General features: G+C 65.6%; 2 protein-coding genes. Both read right to left on the bottom strand.

The features are described from left to right. Window positions 1-474 precede the first annotated feature (474 nt). Complete coding sequence (locus FHR04_RS20620; RefSeq protein WP_139405046.1) at window positions 475-1362, bottom strand: FRG domain-containing protein; 888 nt, start codon at window positions 1360-1362, stop codon at window positions 475-477. A gap of 103 nt (window positions 1363-1465) precedes the next feature. Then, entirely contained in the window at window positions 1466-2341 is an 876-nt protein-coding gene (locus FHR04_RS20615) for a zinc-binding dehydrogenase (protein WP_249039249.1), read from the bottom strand. Between the last annotated feature and the right edge of the window lie 110 nt (window positions 2342-2451).

The following is a 2451-nucleotide window of genomic DNA, read 5'->3' as shown; positions in this document are numbered from 1 at the left end:
TCACTTGCTGAACTCCAGGAAGCACTCGGTGAACGGTGTGCCTGGCTGGAAACCCAACCCGATCTCATCACGCAACACACCCTGTTTCACTGGTGGCCTCTCTGTACGAATTAATCGGAGTCCGTATAAAGCGTGGCCTGGGCAATGGGGGAGGCGCCAGCCTGAATGTGGGTCCACGTCATTCGGCGGCTCGGGCCGTTGACCACGGCGAGTGATCAACGAATGGTTGGGGATCAGGGCAGGCAAAGGGTGCCCCATCCGGTTTGAGCGCAGGTGCCCAGATGTGATACGGACTCCAGCTTGAGGGTGACCCGGTTTTGCGCCGATGGAGAGAAGCCTCGACAAGAGGAGGCACCATCATGACCCACCGCACAGTCTATTCCGCCGAGTTCAAGCGAGACGCCGTTCAGCTCGCCCGGCGGCTCGAGATGCGGTGGCCCGCAGCCCCTGTGGCGGCCAGGCAAGAACTGGGGTTCATTCCCGCTGCTGACGGCGGTCTTCGGGGGTCCGGACCTCTTCCCGAGCAGCCGCCACCCCAGGCCGCTGCCGGTAGTAGCGCCGCAGCCACTGGCTCAAGCCGTTGAGGTCCGGAAACAGCGTGCGCTCGGTGATATTGAACTGATCCAGACGGTCCCGAATCTCCCATTTCAGCTGTTGCGCGACCACCACCCGCCGGGCCAGCCCCGTTTGCTGCTGCAACCAGTGTTCCGGCGTCACGTCCGGGTTCGACAGCAGGGCGAAGAGGGCCGACTGCTGCACGATCCGCTGGTCGACCGAGGGGGGCTCCAGCAACAGCAGAAACGGCGCGCCGTGCTGGGCCTCCATGCGGTCCAGCCAGCCGATTTCGGCGTCAAACGGCGACGTCGCCTCACCGTGCTGGCCACTGAAGCTCTCCAGCAGCTCGGTGGTAAAGACCGTGCTGCCCTCATGGGCCAGCAGAACGCGCAGCTCCTCCGGCAGTCCCGCAGTGCTGGCCGCAGAGTTGGGCATCCAGACCACGCCGTCCTCGTCGTCGTGGCGCTCGTCACTGGTCGCGAAATGCAGGGCCACCAGCGGCGAGTACGTCCAGTCCAGCAGCCGGGTGGGCAGACCGTGATGCTGCCCCAGGGCCAGCCAGGACCACAACTGTGCCTGCGGCGGAACGGTGGCCAGCGCGTATTTGCGGAAGGCCCGAATCAGATGGCGCTCGATGTCCCGGGGCGTTTCCGAGAGCCGCTGGAGCGAGGTGGTCAGCGGCGCGGTGGTGCCCTGTCCCCGGAAGATGTAGGGAGAGCGGAAGCGGCGCAGCTCTGAGTTCCAGGTGTCGCGCTGCAAAGCGTCCAGCAGGCCTTCCCAGCTGTCGGGACGCTGGACCGTGTTCATGGAGCTCCTTGTCAGGTCATGCATGCTGCCGTTGACGCTCCGACCGCCACGCTGACCCAAAGGCGCAGGGGTTCAGACGGATGGCGAGGCCGCGCAAGCCGGATCAGCCGGCCTGCGGTTCCAGTTCTACCTTCAGCCAGCCGGGCTGGCGCTTGTCGAACGCCTCGTAGGAGCTGACGGCGTCCTGCAGGGTTTCTTGCTTGGTGATCACGGTGGTGGGATCGACCACGCCCGCTGCCACCAGATCGACGAGGTGCGGAATATAGACGCGGTGGTTGCAGTTGCCCATGCGCACCGTCAGGTTCTTGTTCATGGCCTTGCCGATGGGATACGTGGTCACCGAAGGCGAATACACCCCGATGATGCCGATCTGCCCGGCTTTTTTCACCGCCTCGATGGCCCACTCCAGCACCTGCGAGGGCGCGTCTCCCGGCACCCACTGGCCGTCTTTCGTCGGTTGGGCCTCGGGCGCCACCTGCTCCACCTGTTCCTCAAATTTCTGAGCCTCGTTCGCGTCTGGCGCGGCTGGCCCGCCGTGGGCGTGCTGGGCGTCCACCCCCACGGCGTCGATCACGCAGTCGGCCCCCACCCCGCCGGTCAGGCGCTGGATGGCCTGAATCGGGTCCTCTTCTTCGAAATTGATCACCTCCGCGCCGTTCTTGCGGGCCATGTCCAGGCGGCTGGGCACGCGGTCCACGGCGATCACGCGGGTGGCGCCCTGCAGGCGGGCGCTGATGATGGCGAACTGCCCCACCGGGCCGCAGCCGAAGACCACCACCACGCTGCCGTCCTGAACCCCCGCGAGTTCCGCGCCGAAATACGCGGTGGGAAAGATGTCCGAGATCAGAAGGGCCTGATCGTCGCTGACGTTGTCGGGCAGCCGCACCAGGCTGGCGTTGGCGTACAGGACGCGCGCCTTTTCCGCCTGGAGGCCATGGAGCGCCCCCGAATCTTTCGGCCCGCCCTCTGTACCGGACATCTTAGCTTCAAGCCGCTCCTGATGCGTGAAACGGCGTGCTCAGTAGCCTGACCAACTCAGGTAACTCGGGCAGGTTCCACCGCAGCGCATGGCACAGCTGTTCCGCGCCA

Source organism: Deinococcus radiopugnans ATCC 19172 (genome assembly GCF_006335125.1).
Classification (GTDB): domain Bacteria; phylum Deinococcota; class Deinococci; order Deinococcales; family Deinococcaceae; genus Deinococcus; species Deinococcus radiopugnans.
This window is presented reverse-complemented; position numbering and strand designations above follow the sequence as displayed.